The organism is Hydrogenophaga sp. PAMC20947 (assembly GCF_004795855.1).
Taxonomy (GTDB): domain Bacteria; phylum Pseudomonadota; class Gammaproteobacteria; order Burkholderiales; family Burkholderiaceae_C; genus Hydrogenophaga.
The window spans coordinates 3166930-3185032 of sequence record NZ_CP039252.1 but is presented as its reverse complement, the minus strand read 5'-3'; the positions used below and the strand labels follow the sequence as shown (position 1 = coordinate 3185032).

The 18103-nt window shown below is 58.4% G+C and carries 25 protein-coding genes and 1 tRNA gene; 25 read left to right on the top strand and 1 reads right to left on the bottom strand.

The features are described from left to right. Window positions 1–60 precede the first annotated feature (60 nt). Entirely contained in the window at window positions 61–846 is a 786-nt protein-coding gene (locus E5678_RS14495; RefSeq protein WP_136179181.1) for a DeoR/GlpR family DNA-binding transcription regulator, read from the bottom strand. Between the two features lie 160 nt (window positions 847–1006). Between E5678_RS14495 and E5678_RS14490 the strand changes: the two genes are divergently transcribed. From E5678_RS14490 to E5678_RS14370, 25 genes are all read left to right on the top strand, one after another. Continuing rightward, the gene (locus E5678_RS14490; RefSeq protein WP_136179180.1) at window positions 1007–2089 is read left to right on the top strand and encodes an ABC transporter ATP-binding protein; all 1083 of its coding nucleotides are present in this window, start codon (window positions 1007–1009) and stop codon (window positions 2087–2089) included. Next, a complete protein-coding gene (locus tag E5678_RS14485) occupies window positions 2089–3165 on the top strand; it encodes an ABC transporter ATP-binding protein (RefSeq protein ID WP_136179179.1) in 1077 nt (358 codons plus the stop codon). Before E5678_RS14490 ends, E5678_RS14485 begins: the two co-directional genes overlap by 1 nt. Then, complete coding sequence (locus tag E5678_RS14480) at window positions 3162–4058, top strand: sugar ABC transporter permease (protein WP_136179178.1); 897 nt, start codon at window positions 3162–3164, stop codon at window positions 4056–4058. Before E5678_RS14485 ends, E5678_RS14480 begins: the two co-directional genes overlap by 4 nt. Beyond that, the gene (locus tag E5678_RS14475; protein ID WP_136179177.1) at window positions 4051–4863 is read left to right on the top strand and encodes a carbohydrate ABC transporter permease; all 813 of its coding nucleotides are present in this window, start codon (window positions 4051–4053) and stop codon (window positions 4861–4863) included. The genes E5678_RS14480 and E5678_RS14475 overlap by 8 nt, the downstream gene beginning before the upstream one ends. Before the next feature lie 117 nt (window positions 4864–4980). Further along, window positions 4981–5289, top strand: a complete 309-nt coding sequence (locus E5678_RS14470; RefSeq protein ID WP_136179176.1) for a DUF2160 domain-containing protein — start codon at window positions 4981–4983, stop codon at window positions 5287–5289. Window positions 5290–5384: 95 nt separating this feature from the next. Next, complete coding sequence (locus E5678_RS14465) at window positions 5385–7118, top strand: ABC transporter substrate-binding protein (RefSeq protein ID WP_136179175.1); 1734 nt, start codon at window positions 5385–5387, stop codon at window positions 7116–7118. Between the two features lie 65 nt (window positions 7119–7183). Beyond that, the gene (locus tag E5678_RS14460; protein ID WP_247596785.1) at window positions 7184–8785 is read left to right on the top strand and encodes a glycerol-3-phosphate dehydrogenase/oxidase; all 1602 of its coding nucleotides are present in this window, start codon (window positions 7184–7186) and stop codon (window positions 8783–8785) included. 201 nt (window positions 8786–8986) lie between these two features. Then, window positions 8987–9355, top strand: a complete 369-nt coding sequence (gene rplN / locus E5678_RS14455) for a 50S ribosomal protein L14 (RefSeq protein WP_066091782.1) — start codon at window positions 8987–8989, stop codon at window positions 9353–9355. 10 nt (window positions 9356–9365) lie between these two features. Next, on the top strand, window positions 9366–9686 hold the full coding sequence (rplX, locus tag E5678_RS14450) for a 50S ribosomal protein L24 (RefSeq protein WP_136179173.1): 321 nt from the start codon (window positions 9366–9368) through the stop codon (window positions 9684–9686). A 2-nt stretch (window positions 9687–9688) separates the two neighbouring features. Next, complete coding sequence (rplE, locus tag E5678_RS14445) at window positions 9689–10228, top strand: 50S ribosomal protein L5 (protein ID WP_136179172.1); 540 nt, start codon at window positions 9689–9691, stop codon at window positions 10226–10228. 8 nt (window positions 10229–10236) lie between these two features. Then, complete coding sequence (gene rpsN / locus E5678_RS14440) at window positions 10237–10542, top strand: 30S ribosomal protein S14 (protein ID WP_136179171.1); 306 nt, start codon at window positions 10237–10239, stop codon at window positions 10540–10542. An 18-nt stretch (window positions 10543–10560) separates the two neighbouring features. After that, window positions 10561–10956, top strand: a complete 396-nt coding sequence (gene rpsH / locus E5678_RS14435) for a 30S ribosomal protein S8 (RefSeq protein ID WP_136179170.1) — start codon at window positions 10561–10563, stop codon at window positions 10954–10956. A 25-nt stretch (window positions 10957–10981) separates the two neighbouring features. Next, a complete protein-coding gene (gene rplF / locus E5678_RS14430) occupies window positions 10982–11515 on the top strand; it encodes a 50S ribosomal protein L6 (RefSeq protein WP_136179169.1) in 534 nt (177 codons plus the stop codon). An 11-nt stretch (window positions 11516–11526) separates the two neighbouring features. Further along, a complete protein-coding gene (rplR, locus tag E5678_RS14425; RefSeq protein WP_136179168.1) occupies window positions 11527–11892 on the top strand; it encodes a 50S ribosomal protein L18 in 366 nt (121 codons plus the stop codon). Window positions 11893–11909: 17 nt separating this feature from the next. Beyond that, window positions 11910–12428: a 30S ribosomal protein S5 gene (gene rpsE, locus E5678_RS14420; RefSeq protein ID WP_136179167.1), complete on the top strand. Its 519-nt coding sequence runs from the start codon at window positions 11910–11912 to the stop codon at window positions 12426–12428. An 11-nt stretch (window positions 12429–12439) separates the two neighbouring features. Then, complete coding sequence (gene rpmD, locus E5678_RS14415) at window positions 12440–12622, top strand: 50S ribosomal protein L30 (RefSeq protein WP_136179166.1); 183 nt, start codon at window positions 12440–12442, stop codon at window positions 12620–12622. 14 nt (window positions 12623–12636) lie between these two features. After that, window positions 12637–13068, top strand: coding sequence for a 50S ribosomal protein L15 (rplO, locus tag E5678_RS14410; RefSeq protein WP_136179165.1), 432 nt, complete (start codon window positions 12637–12639; stop codon window positions 13066–13068). A gap of 22 nt (window positions 13069–13090) precedes the next feature. After that, window positions 13091–14398, top strand: a complete 1308-nt coding sequence (gene secY, locus E5678_RS14405; RefSeq protein WP_136179164.1) for a preprotein translocase subunit SecY — start codon at window positions 13091–13093, stop codon at window positions 14396–14398. Window positions 14399–14445: 47 nt separating this feature from the next. Further along, on the top strand, window positions 14446–14559 hold the full coding sequence (gene rpmJ / locus E5678_RS14400) for a 50S ribosomal protein L36 (protein WP_084236402.1): 114 nt from the start codon (window positions 14446–14448) through the stop codon (window positions 14557–14559). 23 nt (window positions 14560–14582) lie between these two features. Then, on the top strand, window positions 14583–14948 hold the full coding sequence (rpsM, locus tag E5678_RS14395; RefSeq protein WP_136179163.1) for a 30S ribosomal protein S13: 366 nt from the start codon (window positions 14583–14585) through the stop codon (window positions 14946–14948). A gap of 18 nt (window positions 14949–14966) precedes the next feature. Continuing rightward, window positions 14967–15371 (top strand): 30S ribosomal protein S11, encoded by a 405-nt coding sequence (gene rpsK / locus E5678_RS14390; protein ID WP_136179162.1) that lies wholly within the window; start codon window positions 14967–14969, stop codon window positions 15369–15371. A gap of 167 nt (window positions 15372–15538) precedes the next feature. Further along, complete coding sequence (gene rpsD, locus E5678_RS14385; protein WP_136179161.1) at window positions 15539–16162, top strand: 30S ribosomal protein S4; 624 nt, start codon at window positions 15539–15541, stop codon at window positions 16160–16162. Between the two features lie 90 nt (window positions 16163–16252). Next, complete coding sequence (rpoA, locus tag E5678_RS14380) at window positions 16253–17239, top strand: DNA-directed RNA polymerase subunit alpha (RefSeq protein ID WP_136179160.1); 987 nt, start codon at window positions 16253–16255, stop codon at window positions 17237–17239. Between the two features lie 89 nt (window positions 17240–17328). Next, the gene (gene rplQ / locus E5678_RS14375; protein WP_136179159.1) at window positions 17329–17727 is read left to right on the top strand and encodes a 50S ribosomal protein L17; all 399 of its coding nucleotides are present in this window, start codon (window positions 17329–17331) and stop codon (window positions 17725–17727) included. A 17-nt stretch (window positions 17728–17744) separates the two neighbouring features. Next, window positions 17745–17821, top strand: a tRNA-Met gene (locus E5678_RS14370). Window positions 17822–18103 lie beyond the last annotated feature (282 nt).

Genomic DNA, 18103 nt, shown 5'->3' with positions numbered 1-18103 from the left:
AACGCTCAAGAAAAGAGGAACAAAGAAAGCAGAGAAAGAATAGGCGGTGCTCGATCGGGTTCAGCCCTTGCGGGCCGAATTTGCATCCGCGACCACACACTGCACATTCCCCTGCACCATCAGTTCGTCAAAAGGGGACGGTGGCGGGGCGTCGGTGAACATCACGTCGATTTCGTCCAGCCGGGCCAGTTCCACCATGGCGGGGCGGTTGAATTTGCTGTGGTCGGCGGCGACCCAGACCTCGCGGGACTGCTCAATGATGGTGCGCGCCACCTTCACTTCCCTGTAATCGAAATCGCGCAGCGTGCCATCGGATTCGATGCCGCTGATGCCGATCAGGCCGATGTCCACCTTGAACTGGCGCATGAAGTCCACTGTGGCTTCCCCAACGATCCCTTGGTCCGCTGCGCGCACCAGGCCGCCGGCCACGATGACTTCGCACTCCGGGTTGGTGCTGAGCAGCGCGGCGATGTGCAGGTTGTTCGTGATCACGCGCAGGCCTCGGTGGTTGCGGAGCTCGTGGGCCACCGCCTCAATGGTGGTGCCGATGTTGAGGATCAGGGAGCAGCCGTTGGGCACACGCTGGGCAATGGCCCGCGCGATACCCGATTTGGCCTCGGACAACATGGCCTGTCGCTGCCGGTAGGCAATGTTCTGGGTGGTTGAACCGGGCAGTCGAACGCCGCCATGAAAACGCGACAGCAACCCGGCCTCGGCCAAGCGCTGCACATCGCGCCGCACGGTTTGCAGGGTGACGCCGAAACGCTCTGACAAGGCCTCGATCGTTTGAGGCCCGTGGGCGCGCACCTCGTCGAGTAGCTGGGTGTGGCGGGGAGCGAGATTCATAAAGCGGGACGTTGGCAGTTCTTGGTAACACGAACATAACGGAAAAAAAAGTTCGACCGCTAAGGGTAAATACCGAACAAATAGGAACAGAACCGAACATTAAAATGGCAAAAACGAAAAGCCCTTTGGGGCTCGTGTGTGACTTTTGTCAGGAAATTCGATGCAGTTGACTTTGGAGCGCGTGAGCAAGACGGTGGGGCCGTCGGTTCATCTCTATCCCCAGACCTTGTCCCCGGTGCCGGGTGCGGTGACGGTTTTGCTCGGCGCAACCCAGGCGGGCAAGACCAGCCTGATGCGGTTGATGGCAGGACTCGATGTGCCGTCCAAGGGACGGGTACTGGTCGATGGCGTGGACGTGACGGGCGTGCCTGTGCGCGATCGCAACATCGCCATGGTCTACCAGCAGTTCATCAACTACCCCTCGATGAACGTGTTCAACAACATTGCTTCGCCGCTCAAGCTCCGCGGTGAAAGTGCTGAAGCCATCGATCGCCAGGTGCGCGCTCTGGCAGAGAAGCTGCACATTGATGTCTTTCTGGAGCGGCTGCCTGCCGAACTTTCAGGTGGGCAGCAGCAGCGAGTGGCGCTGGCGCGGGCCTTGGTCAAAGGCGCGCCGCTGATGCTGCTGGACGAGCCGCTGGTGAATTTGGACTACAAGCTGCGTGAAGAACTTCGCGATGAGCTTTCGCAGCTGTTTTCCACCGGGGGAGCGACTGTTGTGTACGCCACCACAGAGCCTGCTGAGGCGTTGCTGTTGGGTGGGTACACCGCCGTGATGGATCAGGGCGAGTTGCTGCAATACGGTCCCACTGCCGAGGTCTTTCACCGCCCTGAGTCGATTCGCGTCGCGCGTGCTTTCAGCGATCCGCCCATGAACTTGTTGCCAGCACAGGTGACAGAGGGGGGGGTGCAAATCGCGGGAGGGGCACTGGTGCCCTTGACTTTGCCGGCACCTGCCGGCCGCGACGTGACACTGGGCATTCGTGCCAGTGCGTTGCGCAAGCGGGGTCGTGACGGCGATCTGCCGCTCATCGGTACGGTGGACCTGGCTGAAATATCTGGCTCCGATACCTTTGTGCATGCGCACACCGCGGTCGGCGATCTGGTGGCCCAACTCACGGGCGTGCACAACTTCGAGCTGGGTTCAAGCATCACCCTGCATGTGAGCCCATCGCAGGTCTATCTGTTTGACGCTTCGGGGGCTTTGCTGGTCGCGCCCGAACGTATAGGAGGGAGCCGCTGATGGCCCACATCGAACTCGATCTCGCGCATTCTTATAAAGCCAACCCGAAGGAAGATGCCGACTACGCACTGCTGCCTTTGAAAATGACGTTTGAGGATGGTGGGGCCTACGCTTTGCTCGGCCCTTCGGGCTGCGGCAAGACCACCATGCTCAACATCATGTCGGGCTTGGTCGTGCCGTCTCACGGCAAAGTGCTGTTCGACGGCAAAGACCTGACGCGCGCCACGCCGCAAGAGCGAAACATCGCTCAGGTGTTCCAGTTCCCTGTGATCTACGACACCATGACGGTGGCAGAAAACCTGGCTTTCCCGCTCAAGAATCGCAAGGTGCCAGCAGATCAGATCAAGGCCCGCGTAGGGAAAATCGCGGAAATGCTGGAAATGAGCCACCAGCTTGACATGGCTGCAGCGGGTCTGAGTGCCGATCAAAAACAAAAAATCTCATTGGGGCGGGGTCTTGTGCGATCGGACGTCTCTGCCGTGTTGTTCGACGAGCCGTTGACGGTGATCGATCCACATTTGAAATGGCAGTTGCGACGCAAGCTCAAGCAGATTCACCACGAGCTCAAGCTGACCCTGATCTACGTGACGCACGATCAGGTTGAGGCGCTGACCTTTGCCGATCAGGTGGTGGTCATGACACGCGGAAAGGTGGTTCAGATGGGCACGCCCGAGGCCTTGTTCGATCGCCCGGCGCACACCTTCGTGGGCCATTTCATCGGGTCACCTGGCATGAACTTCATGCCGGTCACCGTGCGTGGCGATGCGTTGGAACTCGCCGGCGCGCGATTGCCGGCCGGGGCCGGTCGCAGTTTGCCCGAGGGGGCTTTGACCTTGGGCATCCGTCCGGAATACCTTTCATTGGACGTGCTCGATGCGCCTGGCGCACTGCAAGCGGTGGTGCGCCAGGTGCAAGACATAGGGACCTATTGGCTGGTGAGTTGCGATGCTGCAGGTTCGATGCTCAAGGTGCGCCTGGCGCCTGATGTGACGCCACCTGCGTTGGGCGAAACCGTGGGTTTGCATTTGCTGGGTGAGAACACCTGCTTCTACAAAAATGAGGAACTTGTGCCATGAGCGTTCAAAACAAGCCGGTCAACCAGAAGGCCTGGTTCCTGATCCTGCCGGTGCTCATCTGCGTGGCCTTCTCCGCCATCCTGCCCTTGATGACGGTGGTGAACTACTCCGTGCAAGACATTATTTCGCCCGAGCGGCGCGTATTCGTCGGCACCGAATGGTTTGCTGCCGTGATGCGCGACGAAGACCTGCACGCCGCGCTTTGGAACCAGTTGAGGTTTTCCGCGGCTGTGTTGGCCGTGGAGTTGCCGCTGGGCATCATGCTGGGGCTGTCCATGCCAGCCAGCGGGTGGAAAGCGTCGGTGACCTTGGTGCTGGTGGCGTTGTCCTTGCTCATTCCGTTGAACGTGGTTGGCACCATCTGGCAAATCTTTGGTCGCACCGACATCGGCCTGATGGGTGTGACGCTTCAAGGTCTGGGCATCGATTACAGCTACACCGGGAACACCACCCACGCATGGTTGACAGTGTTGTTGATGGACGTCTGGCACTGGACGCCGCTCGTGGCGCTGCTGGCCTACGCGGGCCTGCGCAGCATTCCCGACGCTTACTACCAGGCCGCGCGCATCGATGGTGCCAGCAAGTTCGCGGTTTTCCGCTATATCCAGCTGCCCAAGATGCGGGGGGTTTTGATGATTGCGGTGCTGCTGCGTTTCATGGACAGCTTCATGATTTACACCGAGCCTTTCGTCCTCACGGGCGGTGGGCCAGGCAACTCGACCACCTTCCTCAGCCAGTACCTGACGCAGAAGGCCGTGGGCCAGTTTGACCTGGGGCCGGCGGCGGCATTCTCCCTCATCTATTTCTTCATCATTTTGTTGTTCTGCTTCGTGCTCTACAACTGGATGCAACGACTCGGCCAGGCCGAAAAGGAAGGAGCCGGTCATGACTGAGCCCAGGTTTCAAAAGCGCACGATCTTCCTGATCGCCTATTTGATCTTTGCCTTGTTGCCCATCTACTGGATGATCAATATGAGCTTCAAGACCAACGAGGAGATTGTTTCCAGTTTCAGTTTGTTGCCTCAGCACTTCACCTGGGACAACTACAAACTCATCTTTACCGATGAGAGCTGGTATTCGGGCTACATCAACAGCCTGATCTATGTGGCGATCAACGTGGGGATCACCATCACGGTGGCCTTGCCCGCAGCCTATGCGTTTTCACGCTACAGCTTCCTCGGGGACAAGCAGGTGTTCTTCTGGTTGCTGACCAATCGCATGACGCCACCTGCCGTGTTCCTGCTGCCGTTTTTTCAGCTCTACACCACGGTTGGACTGATGGATACGCACCTCGCCGTGGCGCTGGCCCACCTCTTGTTCAGCGTGCCGTTGGCGGTCTGGATTCTGGAAGGCTTCATGTCGGGCATCCCTCGAGAGATCGACGAAACCGCCTACATCGATGGCTACAGCTTCCCGCGCTTTTTTCTGACCATTTTCCTGCCGCTGATCAAGGCGGGCGTGGGCGTGACCGCCTTCTTCGCCTTCATGTTCAGTTGGGTCGAACTGCTGCTGGCGCGCACGCTGACCAGCGTCAACGCCAAGCCCATTGTGGCGACCATGACCCGCACCGTGAGCGCTTCTGGCATGGACTGGGCCACATTGGCTGCGGCCGGGGTGCTGACCATCGTGCCTGGAGCGATCGTGATCTGGTTTGTGAGGAATTACATCGCCAAGGGCTTCGCCATGGGGCGGGTATGACCCCCACGTCGCGCTTCGCGCGACCTCCCAGGGGGCGTCGCGGGCAGGCGGGCAGAGGCGGTTCGGCGGCGACCCGGGTTTGCGGTTGTCGCACTCGAAAAATACTGGAGAACGCACATGTTTAATTGGATGGCCTGGACCACGCCGGTGGCCGTGTTTTTTACCTGCATTTTGGTGATGCTCATCGGCATGACGGTATGGGAGATCAAGTCTCCCACGGTCATGCGCAAGGGATTTTTGCCCATGGCCACCACGCGTGGTGATCGCATGTTCATGGGCCTGCTGGGGGCTGCTTACATCAACCTCGCTTTCATCGGCATGGCCGGTTGGTTTGCCGAATGGTTCTCCTTGGAACAAGAGCCCAGCATCTGGATCAGCTTTGTCGTGTCCATGGCCTGGCTGGCGCTGACGATGCGCAAGGGCTGATCGGCGCGCCTGCATTCCGGAATTCGGCCCATCGCTTCCCCGGGGCCGAGCCTTCCAGATACCAACCGGGGAAGCACTTTGCCTGAGGAGACAACATGAGATTTCGCCATACCGCCCTGGCTGTCGCGGCCATCGCTGCGTTCAGCACCAACCTGGCTTGGGCCGACTCGGCCGCCGCCAAAAAATGGATCGACAGTGAATTCCAGCCTTCCACGCTGAGCAAAGACCAGCAAGTCGCCGAGATGAAGTGGTTCATCGACGCGGCGGCCAAGCTCAAGGCCAAGGGCGTCAAGGAAATCTCGGTGGTATCCGAGACCATCGACACCCACGTCTACGAAAGCAAGACCCTGGCCAAGGCCTTTGAGGAGATCACCGGTATCACCGTCAAGCACGATCTGATCCAGGAAGGTGACGTGGTTGAAAAGCTGCAAACCTCCATGCAGTCCGGCAAGTCCATCTATGACGGCTGGATCACCGACTCTGATTTGATCGGTACCCACTACCGCTACGGCAAGGTCATGAACCTGACCGATTACATGGCGGGCAAGGGAAAAGAGTGGACCAACCCTGGCATCGACATCAAGGATTTCATCGGTACCAGCTTCACCACCGGTCCCGATGGCAAGCTGTACCAGTTGCCCGACCAACAGTTCGCCAACCTGTACTGGTTCCGCGCTGATTTGTTCGCCCGCAAAGATCTGAAAGACAAATTCAAAGCCAAGTACGGCTACGACCTGGGAGTGCCACAGAACTGGAGCGCCTACGAAGACATCGCCGAGTTCTTTACCGACGATGTGAAAACCATCGACGGCAAGCCCATCTATGGCCATATGGACTATGGCAAAAAGGACCCGTCACTGGGCTGGCGCTTCACCGACGCATGGTTGTCCATGGCCGGCACAGCCGACATTGGTATTCCCAACGGCAAGCCAGTGGATGAGTGGGGCATTCGCGCATCGGCTGACGGTTGCCACCCGGAGGGTGCCAGCGTTTCCCGCGGCGGCGCTACCAACTCCCCAGCCGCAGTCTATGCACTCACGAAGTACATCGACTGGATGAAGAAGTACTCGCCCAAGGAGGCCATCGGCATGACCTTCGGCGAAGCCGGTCCAGTGCCGGCCCAGGGCCAGATTGCACAGCAAATCTTCTGGTACACCGCGTTCACTGCGGGCATGATCAAACCGGGTCTGCCGGTGGTCAATGCCGATGGCACACCGAAATGGCGCATGGCCCCTGGCCCGAATGGCCCCTATTGGAAGCAGGGCATGCAAAACGGCTACCAAGACGTTGGCAGCTGGACCTTCTTTGAGAAGCACGATGCCGACCGCACGGCAGCCGCCTGGCTGTACGCGCAGTTTGTGACCGCTAAAACCACCAGTCTCAAGAAGACCATTGTGGGCCTCACCCCCATCCGTGAGTCCGACATCCAGTCCAAAGCCATGACCGACATGGCTCCCAAGCTGGGTGGTCTGGTTGAGTTCTACCGCAGCCCGGCCCGCGTGGCCTGGACGCCCACTGGTACCAACGTGCCCGATTACCCGAAGCTGGCCCAGCTCTGGTGGCAGAACGTGGCCCAGGCTGTGACGGCAGAGAAAACGCCACAGGAAGCCATGGACAATCTGGCTGAGCAGATGGACCAGGTCATGGCCCGCCTGGAGCGCGCTGGCATGGACCGTTGCGCCCCCAAACTCAACAAGAAGGGGGATCCCAACAAGTACTTGAGCGACAAGCACGCTCCCTGGAAGAAACTGGCCAACGAGAAGCCCAAAGGCGAGACCATTGCTTATGAAGAGCTGCTCAATGCCTGGAAGGCCGGTCGGGTGCGCTAACGCCTGAGGTCTTTTATCAACCGCCCCTGCGCCATTGGATGGTGCGGGGGCATTCATACATTCATATGTCCCGCGCTACCCACTTTCAAGCCCTGTCTCAAGATCAAACCTTCGACCTCGTCGTCGTCGGGGGAGGGGCCACAGGCCTGGGCGTGGCCCTGGACGCCGCCTTGCGCGGGTTCTCCGTGGCCCTCCTGGAGTCTCATGATTTTGGGGGCGGCACCTCTTCTCGCGCCACCAAGCTGCTGCATGGCGGCGTGCGTTACCTGGCTCAGGGCAATATTGCCTTGGTCCGAGAGGCTTTGGCTGAGCGCTCAAACGTGCTGCGCATCGCGCCGCACCTTGCACAGCCGCTGCCGTTTGTCATGCCCTCCTACAAGTGGTGGCAAACCCCCTTTTATGGCGTGGGGCTCAAGCTGTACGACCTCATGGCAGGTCGGGCAGGTCTGGGGCGCACCGAATTCCTCAACGCATCCGAAACCCTCGTGGCCTTGCCTGGACTGAAGGCGAACGGCCTGCAGGGTGGCGTCAAGTACTGGGATGGCCAGTTCGATGACGCCCGACTCGCGCTGGCGCTTGCCCGCACGGCCGAAGAGGCTGGGGCCATCGTGCTCAACTACGCCGAAGTCACTGCGCTTCACCCGCCTTCGACCGGAACTGGGCAGAAAGGCTTGGCACAGCTGGAAGTGAGTGATCGCATCGGCAAAAACCGCTGCACGATCAAAGCTCGCTGTGTCGTGAACGCCACTGGTGTCTGGGTCGATGCCTTGCGCAACCAGGCTTTGGGCGCAGCGCCCGGTGCCACGCCATCCCATATGGTCAGCCCCAGTCAGGGCGTGCACGTGGTGGTCGACCGCGACTTCATGCCCGGGCACCACGCCTTGCTGGTGCCCAAGACACGCGATGGGCGGGTGCTGTTCGCCGTGCCCTGGATGGGCAAGCTCATATTGGGAACGACAGACACCCCCCGAAAAGACCTCCCGCGCGAGCCCCTTGCGTTCGCCGAAGAATTGGCGTTCATCCTCGATGAAGCCTCACAAGTGCTCACCCGGCCGGTGCGCACCGAAGACATCCGCAGCGTCTGGGTGGGCCTTCGCCCTTTGGTCGCGCCCCCAGACAATGCCAACGCCGGGACCAAATCCATCTCAAGGGAACACACGATCGTCGTCGATGGCGGCAACGTGGTGACCGTCACCGGAGGCAAATGGACGACCTACCGCGCCATGGCCGAAGACGTGCTGGACCGCTGCTTTGACGAAGGCTTGCTGCCCCGTCGCCCCGGCAGCATCACCGGCCGCCACCGCCTGTTGGGCGCTCCCCCAAGTGAAACGCCGTCCACACCGGTCTACGCCGAACCTGGGCTGCACCTCTACGGCACCCAGGGACACGACGTACTGTCCTGCCCGGGTGCAGAGCGCGAGCTGGGCATGGGCCTGACCGAGGGCATGGTTCGCTACGCTGTGCGTCACGAATACGCTGAAACCGTCGAAGACGTGCTCGCCAGGCGTTGGAGATCGCTGTTCCTCGACGCTCGACAAGCCGCCAGCATGGCCCCTGCGGTTGCCGCCCTGTTGACAGAAGAGCACGGCCGGGACCCCGCTCTGGCCGCGTTCCTCTCCCTCTGCGACCATTACCTGCCTCCCAGTTCCAAGCCGTGCGAAAAATAGTCACAGAAGGTTGTTGACAGGCCCGATAAGCAGTGCCATAATCTGTGGCTTCGCTGTAAAAAAGCGATGTAATCTTGCCCACCGAAGTTGGTTGGCTGCAAATCCGGATTCCGGGGTTGCGGTTGGCTGGCAACGACGGGCCCAAGACTGATCACTTCCAGCCGTGTTGGTTGGGGGGATTCAAGTTGGGACTTAAATCAAATGATCCAAACGCAAACTCGACTCGATGTTGCTGACAACACGGGTGCCAAGTCCGTGATGTGCATCAAGGTGCTGGGCGGCTCTAAGCGCCGTTATGCCAGCGTTGGTGATGTCATCAAGGTCACCATCAAAGAAGCAGCGCCACGTGGCCGCGTCAAAAAGGGCGAAGTTTATAGCGCCGTTGTTGTTCGCACCGCCAAGGGCATCCGCCGTCCAGACGGCGCGCTGATCAAATTCGACGGCAACGCAGCAGTGTTGCTTAACGCCAAGTTGGAGCCTATCGGCACCCGCATCTTCGGACCAGTGACGCGCGAGTTGCGCACTGAAAAGTTCATGAAGATCGTGTCATTGGCCCCAGAGGTCCTTTGAGGAATCCATCATGAACAAAATTCGCAGTGGCGATGAAGTCATCGTGATCGCAGGCCGTGACAAGGGCAAGCGCGGCAAAGTCGCGCAGCGCGTGGACGACAGCAAATTGCTCGTCGAAGGCGTCAATGTGGTCAAGAAGCATGCCAAGCCAAACCCTATGAAGGGCATCACTGGCGGCATTATTGAAAAAACCATGCCTTTGCATCAGTCCAACGTGGCCATCTTCAATGGCGCCACGGGTAAGGCTGATCGCGTAGGTATCAAGCAGTTGGCTGACGGCAAAAAAGTGCGCGTCTTCAAGTCCAGCGGCGAAGAAATCAAGGCGGCCTGAACATGACACGCTTGCAAGACATCTACCGCGACACCGTTGCACCGGCTTTGATCGAGAAATTCGGTTACAAGTCGCCCATGCAGGTGCCCCGCATCTCCAAGATCACGCTCAACATGGGTGTGAGCGAGGCGGTTGCTGATAAGAAGGTTATGGATCACGCCGTGGGCGACCTGACCAAAATCGCTGGCCAAAAGCCTGTGGTGACCAAGGCCAAGAAGGCTATCGCTGGTTTCAAGATTCGCGAAGAGCAGCCTATCGGTTGCATGGTGACGCTGCGCGGCGCTCGCATGTACGAATTCCTGGACCGTTTCGTGACCGTGGCTCTGCCCCGCGTCCGTGACTTCCGCGGTATTTCGGGCAAAGCATTTGATGGCCGTGGTAACTACAACATCGGCGTCAAAGAGCAGATCATTTTCCCTGAGATTGAGTACGACAAGGTTGATGCCTTGCGTGGTCTCAATATCAGCATCACGACGACCGCCAAGACAGATGAAGAAGCGAAAGCTCTTCTGGCCGGTTTCCGTTTCCCGTTCAAGAACTGAGGTGACGCGTGGCTAAACAAGCACTACTCCAACGTGAACTCAAGCGCGAAAAACTCGCCGCTAAGTTCGCCACGAAATACGCAGAATTGCAGGCAATCGCAAAGAGCGCCAAGCACAGCGACGAAGAGCGCGATGCCGCTCGTCAAGCGCTGCAAAAGCTGCCCCGCAATTCGAACCCTACCCGCCAGCGCAACCGCTGTGCGATCACGGGTCGTCCGCGTGGCACATTCGCCCAATTCGGCTTGGGTCGCGCCAAGATTCGTGAAATGGCTTTTGCCGGTGAAATCCCCGGCATCACCAAAGCCAGCTGGTAAGCCCTAGGAGAACCACAAATGAGCATGAGTGATCCTATTGCCGACATGTTGACCCGCATCCGCAACGCGCAGATGGTCGAGAAAACAACCGTGTCGATGCCAGCATCCAAAGTCAAGGCTGCGATTGCCCAAGTCCTCAAGGACGAAGGTTATATCGACAGCTTCCAGGTCAAGACCGTCGAAGGCAAGAGTGAGCTTGAAATCTCCCTCAAGTACTACGCTGGCCGTCCCGTTATCGAGCGCATTGAGCGTGTGAGCCGTCCTGGCCTGCGCGTTTACCGCGGCCGTAACGCCATCCCCCAGGTGCAAAACGGCCTGGGCGTCGCCATCGTCACGACCCCACAGGGTGTGATGACCGATCGCAAAGCGCGCGCTACCGGTGTCGGTGGCGAAGTGCTCTGCTACGTCGCCTGATGCGCGCACATTGAGGAGAAACTGAATGTCACGTATTGGAAAACAGCCAGTCACCGTACCTGCAGGGGTCGAAGTGGCTGTCAATGGCGACCTGATCAATGTCAAGGGCGCTCTCGGTGCCCTGGCACTGGCGCAAAACGCGCTGGTCAAGGTGGAAAACAACGCAGGCACAATGACTTTTGTGCCCGCCAACGACTCTCGCGAAGCCAATGCCATGTCCGGCACCATGCGTCAGCTGGTGAACAACATGGTCAACGGTGTGAGCAAGGGCTTCGAAAAGAAGTTGACGTTGCTGGGTGTGGGTTACAAAGCCCAGGCTCAAGGCGCCAAACTCAACCTCACCGTGGGCTATTCGCACCCGGTGGTGATGGACATGCCGGCTGGTATCAAGGTGGAAACGCCTACGCCAACCGAAATTGTCATCAAGGGCGCTGATCGTCAGCGCGTGGGCCAGATTGCTTCCGAAGTGCGCGCTGTGCGCCCTCCCGAGCCTTACAAAGGCAAGGGCATCCGTTATTCGGATGAAAAGGTCGTGATCAAGGAAACCAAGAAGAAATAAGGATCAGGATCATGTTGACGAAAAAAGAGCAACGTCTGCGTCGCGCGCGTCAAACGCGTATCCGCATTGCGCAGCAAAGCGCAGTGCGCCTGACCGTGAACCGCACCAACCTGCACATCTACGCTACCGTCATCTCCGACGATGGCAACCGTGTGTTGGCCTCGGCCTCTACCGCCGAAGCCGAAGTGCGTGCCCAGATCGGTGGCGCTGGCAAGGGTGCCAATGCCACAGCGGCTGCCTTGATCGGCAAACGCATCGCCGAGCGGGCCAAAGCGGCTGGTGTCGAGAAGGTCGCATTTGACCGCTCGGGATTTGCCTACCATGGTCGGGTCAAGGCCCTCGCAGATGCCGCGCGTGAAGCCGGCCTGCAGTTCTGATCGGACGGGAAATACAAATGGCTAAATTTACGGCAAACATCAAGAACGAAGCGAACGACGACGGCTTGCGCGAGAAGATGATCGCGATCAACCGTGTGACCAAAGTGGTCAAAGGCGGTCGTATTCTCGGTTTCGCTGCTCTCACCGTGGTCGGTGACGGTGACGGTCGGGTCGGTATGGGCAAAGGCAAGGCGCGTGAAGTGCCCGTTGCTGTCCAGAAGGCCATGGAAGCCGCTCGCCGCAACATGATCAAGGTGTCGCTCAAAAACGGCTCTTTGCACCACAGTGTGAAGGGTGAGCACGGTGCCTCCAACGTCATGATGCTGCCTGCCTCCAAGGGTACCGGCATCATTGCAGGCGGCCCCATGCGCGCAGTCTTCGAAGTGTTGGGCATCACCGACGTCGTGGCCAAAAGCCATGGCTCGAGCAATCCCTACAACCTGGTGCGTGCCACGCTGGACGCACTGAAAAACTCGACCACGCCTTCCGATGTCGCTGCCAAGCGCGGCAAGTCTGTCGAAGACATCCTGGGCTGATTGGAACGATCATGACCACTCAAAATACCGTCAAGGTCCAATTGGTGCGTAGCCCCATTGGTACCAAGCAATCCCACCGCGACACCGTTCGTGGCTTGGGCCTGCGCAAAGTCAACAGCACCAGTGAGCTGGAGGACACCCCTTCAGTCCGCGGCATGATCAATAAGATCAGCTATCTGGTCAAAGTACTCTGATCGGAGCTATAGACATGGAACTCAATACCATCAAGCCTTCCGAAGGCTCCAAGCACGCCAAGCGTCGCGTGGGTCGTGGCATCGGCTCTGGCCTGGGCAAGACCGCTGGTCGTGGCCACAAAGGTCAAAAATCGCGTACGGGTGGCTACCACAAGGTCGGCTTCGAAGGCGGTCAGATGCCTATGCAGCGCCGGTTGCCCAAGCGTGGTTTCAAGTCCGCTCAACTGCAGTTCAACGCCGAAGTGACCTTGACCGACCTGAATGGTCTGTCGGTTGCCGATGTTGATATGTTGGTGCTCAAGCAGGCAGGGCTCGTGGCCCACATCGCCAAGCGCGTCAAAGTGATCAAAACGGGCGAATTGACCCGTGTTGTGAATTTGAAGAGCATTGGTGCAACCGCTGGTGCCAAGCAAGCTATCGAAGCCGCTGGCGGCTCGGTGGTCTGATCGAACGCTAAAAAGGCAATCTGTGGCAACTGGATCCGCAACCCTAGCCAAAACAGGCAAATTCGGTGACCTGCGTCGCCGTCTTGTGTTCTTGTTGTTGGCCTTGGTGGTCTACCGAATCGGCGCACACATCCCTGTGCCCGGGATCGACCCTGCGCAGCTGGAGCAACTGTTCAAAGGCCAGGCTGGGGGCATCCTCAGTTTGTTCAACATGTTCTCGGGTGGCGCGCTGTCGCGATTCACGGTGTTCGCCTTGGGCATCATGCCGTACATCTCGGCTTCCATCATCATGCAGCTCATGACTTACGTGGTCCCCACGTTTGAGCAGCTGAAAAAGGAAGGCGAGGCCGGTCGCCGCAAGATCACTTCTTACACCCGCTACGGTACCTTGGGTCTGGCTATCTTCCAGGCGATGGGCATCGCAGTGGCCTTGGAGAGTCAAGCTGGCTTGGTGATAGATCCGGGCATGATGTTCCGCCTCACAGCGGTCGTCAGCTTGGTTGCCGGAACCATGTTCCTGATGTGGCTGGGTGAGCAGATCACCGAGCGCGGTCTGGGCAACGGCATTTCGCTGATTATTTTTGCGGGTATCGCAGCGGGCTTGCCCAGTGCGATCGGTGGGTTGCTGGAGCTGGTTCGTACCGGCGCCATGAACATCCTGGCTTCGATTCTCATCATTGCGCTGGTGATTTTGGTCACCTACTTCGTGGTGTTTGTCGAGCGCGGACAGCGCAAGATTCTGGTGAATTACGCACGCCGCCAGGTGGGCAACAAGGTGTACGGAGGTCAGTCCTCCCACCTGCCGCTCAAGCTGAACATGGCTGGTGTGATTCCGCCTATTTTTGCCTCGTCCATCATTCTGTTGCCCACTACGGTGATCAGCTGGGTGAGTACCGGTGATTCAACCCGCTGGCTCAGAGACATCGCTTCGGCCTTGTCCCCGGGACAACCGATCTATGTGGCCATGTATGCAGCTGCGATCATCTTCTTTTGCTTCTTCTATACCGCGCTTGTGTTCAACAGCCGCGAGACAGCAGACAACCTGAAGAAGAGTGGTGCTTTTGTCCCGGGCATTCGCCCTGGTGACCAAACGGCGCGCTACATCGACAAAATCTTGCTGCGTTTGACTGCGGTGGGGGCGATATACATCACCGCCGTGTGTTTGCTGCCAGAGTTTCTGATCTTGAAGTACAACGTACCCTTCTACTTTGGCGGCACCTCACTGCTGATCATTGTGGTGGTGACGATGGACTTCATGGCCCAGGTACAGAACTACATGATGTCTCAGCAGTACGATTCACTGCTGAAAAAGGCCAACTTCAAGTCGTGATGGCTTGAAGGGTTGTAACGAATTTTCGGAATATTCAGGAGAAAACTATGAGAGTTTCAGCTTCGGTCAAAAAAATGTGCCGCAACTGTAAGATCATCAAGCGACACGGGATCGTGCGCGTTATTTGCACCGACCCCCGTCACAAACAGCGTCAAGGCTGATCGGTTAGGAACAGAGGAACATCATGGCTCGTATTGCAGGCATCAACATTCCGCCGCACAAGCACGCTGAAATCGGCTTGACGGCAATCTTCGGCATTGGCCGCACCCGCGCTCGCAAAATTTGCGAAGCTTGCGGCATTGACTACGCCAAGAAGATCAAAGATCTCGACGACGCAGAACTTGAAAAGGTTCGCGATCAGGTGGGTCTATTCACGATCGAGGGTGATCTGCGCCGCGAGACGACGATGAACATCAAGCGTTTGATGGACATCGGTTGCTACCGTGGTTTCCGTCACCGTCGCGGTCTGCCCCTGCGTGGTCAGCGCACGAAGACCAACGCTCGGACCCGCAAAGGTCCCCGCAAGGCCGCACAGTCGCTGAAGAAATAATAGGATTGAAGGATCTCCATGGCTAAGTCACATAACAGCGCAGCATCTGCACGCGTCCGCAAGAAAGTCCGCAAGAACATTGCTGACGGTATTGCTCACGTGCACGCATCGTTCAACAACACCATCATCACGATCACCGATCGCCAGGGCAATGCGTTGTCTTGGGCCTCTTCGGGTGGCCAGGGTTTCAAGGGCTCACGCAAGTCGACGCCTTTTGCAGCCCAGGTGGCGTCTGAAGTTGCCGGCCGCGCTGCGATCGAGCAAGGTATCAAAAACCTCGACGTCGAAATCAAGGGCCCAGGTCCTGGTCGCGAGTCGTCGGTCCGTGCTTTGGGCGCCCTGGGTATCCGCATCACCTCCATCGCGGATGTGACGCCTGTGCCACACAACGGTTGCCGTCCACAGAAGCGCCGTCGCATCTAATGCGACCGACCGCGCGAGCGCGGTATAATCAAAAGCTTTTTTGAGAGCCACCGCAGTCACCTGCGGTGGCATTTTTGCTAAGCCCACCGCCATCCCACTGAGGGACTGGCTCTCGCAATGTTGCCCCCACGGGCTTCGGTTGCGGTAGATCATTCAAGGAAAAACACGTGGCACGTTACCTCGGCCCCAAGGCCAAACTTTCCCGCCGTGAAGGCTCTGACCTGTTGCTCAAGAGCGCTCGCCGCTCGATCAGCGACAAGGCGAAATTTGACTCCAAGCCCGGCCAGCATGGTCGTACTTCGGGTCAGCGCATGTCTGACTTCGGTCTGCAATTGCGTGAAAAACAGAAGGTCAAGCGCACCTATGGCGTGCTTGAGCGCCAGTTCCGTCGCTATTTCGCCGAAGCCGATCGCCGCCGTGGCAACACGGGTGCCAACCTGCTGTCCCTGCTGGAATCCCGTCTCGACAACGTGGTGTTCCGTATGGGTTTTGCCTCGACCCGCGCCGAAGCGCGTCAGATCGTTTCGCACAAGGCGATCACGGTCAACGGTCAATCCGTGAACATCCCTTCGTACTCCGTGAAGGCTGGCGATGTGATTGCCGTTCGCGAGAAGTCGAAGAAGCAGAACCGCGTGATCGAAGCGCTGGAACTGGCCAAGCAGATCGGCTTCCCCGCCTGGGTTGAAGTGACGATCGACAAGGCAGAAGGCGTGTTCAAGAAGACGCCTGATCGCGACGAATTCGCTGCTGACGTCAACGAATCGCTGATCGTCGAACTGTATTCCCGTTAATTTCGTTCCCGGCTGCCCATTGGGGGTCGCCGGGCCGTGCTCCGTCTGCCTTATCGGTGTAACGAGCCGAGGGTAATGAAGGAAGTCTGAATGCTGAACAATCTGCTCAAGCCCAAAAACATCAACGTCGAACAAGTATCGACGAATCGCGCCAAGGTCACACTCGAGCCCTTCGAGCGCGGCTACGGGCACACGCTGGGCAATGCCCTGCGTCGGGTCTTGCTGTCTTCCATGGCCGGCCATGCGCCGACCGAAGTGACGATCGCGGGGGTCGTGCACGAGTACTCCTCCATCGATGGTGTCCAGGAAGACGTCGTCAACATGTTGCTCAACCTCAAGGGCGTGGTGTTCAAACTCCACAACCGCGACGAAGTCACGCTGAGCTTGCGCAAAGACGGCGAAGGCGTGGTGACGGCTGCTGATATCCAGACGCCTCACGACGTCGAGATCGTCAACCCTGAGCACGTGATTGCCACGCTGTCTGCCGGCGCCAAGCTGGACATGCAGATCAAGGTCGAAAAAGGCCGTGGTTATGTGCCAGGCAGCTTGCGCCGCAGCGACGATCAGTCGCGTTCGCTGGGTCGTATCGTCCTCGACGCGTCTTTCTCGCCGATCAAGCGCGTGAGCTATACCGTCGAAAGCGCCCGTGTGGAACAGCGCACCGACCTGGACAAGCTGGTTTTGGAAATCGAAACCAACGGTTCGATCGGTCCTGAAGAGGCCGTTCGCGCGTCTGCCAAGATTTTGGTCGAGCAGCTGGCTGTGTTCGCACAGCTGGAAGGTGTGGAGTTGTCGGCATTCGACCAACCAGCCCAGCGCAGCTCGCAACAGTTCGATCCGATCTTGTTGCGCCCTGTGGATGAGCTTGAGTTGACTGTCCGTTCGGCCAACTGCCTCAAAGCAGAAAACATCTACTACATCGGTGATCTGATCCAGCGCACCGAAAACGAGTTGCTCAAGACCCCCAACCTGGGTCGCAAGTCGCTCAACGAAATCAAGGAAGTGCTCGCTTCTCGCGGCCTGACCTTGGGTATGAAGCTTGAAAACTGGCCACCAGCTGGCCTGGACAAGCACTGAGGCCCGAGTGCCCGGTTGTTGTAATCGGGCACCGACGAACTTGCAGTACCTGATACGGCTGCAGGCAAAAAACTGAAAAGGAAATCAAAATGCGTCACGGACACGGACTACGTAAACTCAACCGCACCAGCGAGCACCGCCTCGCCATGTTGCGCAACATGATGAACTCGCTGCTCACGCACGAAGTCATCAAAACCACAGTGCCCAAAGCCAAAGAGCTGCGTCGCGTTGTGGAACCCATGATCACTTTGGCCAAGGTGGCAACTGTTGCCAACCGCCGCCTTGCTTTTAACCGTTTGCGCGACCGTGATGTTGTCGTGAAACTGTTCAACGAACTGGGCCCACGCTTTGCCGCGCGTCCAGGTGGCTACACGCGCATCCTGAAAATGGGATACCGCGTGGGCGACAATGCGCCTATGGCATTGGTTGAATTGGTTGATCGTGCAGAAGAAACTGCTGCACCAGCCGCCGCCGACGAAAAAGCGTGATAGAATACTAGACTTGACGCGGAGTGGAGCAGCCTGGTAGCTCGTTGGGCTCATAACCCAAAGGTCGCAAGTTCAAATCTTGCCTCCGCAACCAACAAAACCCAAGTACCAGCTTGGTCCTTAAAGCCTACAGCAATGTGGGCTTTTTTGTTTTCCGGGCTTTGTGATGAGGGCTGTGACGTCACAGAAGTGCCCGATGCTGTTTGTGCCCTTTGGGCGCTTAGCCGGGTTCTGGTCGTACTCGCTGGTTCTGGCGGGTGTTCCATGCGCTCGGCCAAGAACCTGTTTCTGACGGGCACCCTTAGCAGCGTGGCCGTCATTCGCGCCAACAAACAGACCCCTTCGGGTAAGAATCCATCGCTACGGTGGTTCGGCC

Coding starts and splice junctions, on each gene's coding strand:
- E5678_RS14495 (WP_136179181.1), bottom strand. CDS start 846: ATGAATCTCGCTCCCCGCCACACCCAGCTACTCGACGAGGTGCGCGCC.
- E5678_RS14490 (WP_136179180.1), top strand. CDS start 1,007: ATGCAGTTGACTTTGGAGCGCGTGAGCAAGACGGTGGGGCCGTCGGTT.
- E5678_RS14485 (WP_136179179.1), top strand. CDS start 2,089: ATGGCCCACATCGAACTCGATCTCGCGCATTCTTATAAAGCCAACCCG.
- E5678_RS14480 (WP_136179178.1), top strand. CDS start 3,162: ATGAGCGTTCAAAACAAGCCGGTCAACCAGAAGGCCTGGTTCCTGATC.
- E5678_RS14475 (WP_136179177.1), top strand. CDS start 4,051: ATGACTGAGCCCAGGTTTCAAAAGCGCACGATCTTCCTGATCGCCTAT.
- E5678_RS14470 (WP_136179176.1), top strand. CDS start 4,981: ATGTTTAATTGGATGGCCTGGACCACGCCGGTGGCCGTGTTTTTTACC.
- E5678_RS14465 (WP_136179175.1), top strand. CDS start 5,385: ATGAGATTTCGCCATACCGCCCTGGCTGTCGCGGCCATCGCTGCGTTC.
- E5678_RS14460 (WP_247596785.1), top strand. CDS start 7,184: ATGTCCCGCGCTACCCACTTTCAAGCCCTGTCTCAAGATCAAACCTTC.
- rplN (WP_066091782.1), top strand. CDS start 8,987: ATGATCCAAACGCAAACTCGACTCGATGTTGCTGACAACACGGGTGCC.
- rplX (WP_136179173.1), top strand. CDS start 9,366: ATGAACAAAATTCGCAGTGGCGATGAAGTCATCGTGATCGCAGGCCGT.
- rplE (WP_136179172.1), top strand. CDS start 9,689: ATGACACGCTTGCAAGACATCTACCGCGACACCGTTGCACCGGCTTTG.
- rpsH (WP_136179170.1), top strand. CDS start 10,561: ATGAGCATGAGTGATCCTATTGCCGACATGTTGACCCGCATCCGCAAC.
- rplF (WP_136179169.1), top strand. CDS start 10,982: ATGTCACGTATTGGAAAACAGCCAGTCACCGTACCTGCAGGGGTCGAA.
- rplR (WP_136179168.1), top strand. CDS start 11,527: ATGTTGACGAAAAAAGAGCAACGTCTGCGTCGCGCGCGTCAAACGCGT.
- rpsE (WP_136179167.1), top strand. CDS start 11,910: ATGGCTAAATTTACGGCAAACATCAAGAACGAAGCGAACGACGACGGC.
- rpmD (WP_136179166.1), top strand. CDS start 12,440: ATGACCACTCAAAATACCGTCAAGGTCCAATTGGTGCGTAGCCCCATT.
- rplO (WP_136179165.1), top strand. CDS start 12,637: ATGGAACTCAATACCATCAAGCCTTCCGAAGGCTCCAAGCACGCCAAG.
- rpmJ (WP_084236402.1), top strand. CDS start 14,446: ATGAGAGTTTCAGCTTCGGTCAAAAAAATGTGCCGCAACTGTAAGATC.
- rpsM (WP_136179163.1), top strand. CDS start 14,583: ATGGCTCGTATTGCAGGCATCAACATTCCGCCGCACAAGCACGCTGAA.
- rpsK (WP_136179162.1), top strand. CDS start 14,967: ATGGCTAAGTCACATAACAGCGCAGCATCTGCACGCGTCCGCAAGAAA.
- rpoA (WP_136179160.1), top strand. CDS start 16,253: ATGCTGAACAATCTGCTCAAGCCCAAAAACATCAACGTCGAACAAGTA.
- rplQ (WP_136179159.1), top strand. CDS start 17,329: ATGCGTCACGGACACGGACTACGTAAACTCAACCGCACCAGCGAGCAC.